At 49.0% G+C, this 245-nt stretch carries 1 protein-coding gene; it reads right to left on the bottom strand.

The window, feature by feature from the left end:
- A partial coding sequence (locus SAZ04_RS23305; protein WP_348533371.1) for a uracil phosphoribosyltransferase occupies nucleotides 1–161 on the bottom strand: 161 nt, incomplete at its 3' end.
- Nucleotides 162–245: the final 84 nt, after the last annotated feature.

Genomic DNA, 245 nt, shown 5'->3' with positions numbered 1-245 from the left:
ATGGTGACTTTCTCTGTTTCCAGATCGGCGGTCGCTTCATAGGTCAGCAAACTACCCACTTCTGAGGCCAGCTCACGGAAGCGTTTGGTGCTGAAATCATTTTCACGCATCAGGCCAAGCTTGTGTTTCACCAGCGGGTGTTTCACCTCAACGATCTTCATCATTTTTCTCCTATTAAGGTGGTTTACGGCCAAAAAAATCGCCGGATTATACCTCCTTTTGCCGACTGCGCCACCCACAATAGC

The sequence above is a fragment of the Halalkalibacter lacteus genome (assembly GCF_036663595.1).
GTDB classification, from domain to species: Bacteria; Bacillota; Bacilli; order Bacillales; family Bacillaceae_D; genus Halalkalibacter; species Halalkalibacter lacteus.
The sequence above is the reverse complement of the archived record's forward strand: the minus strand, read 5'-3'. Positions and strand labels throughout refer to the sequence as shown.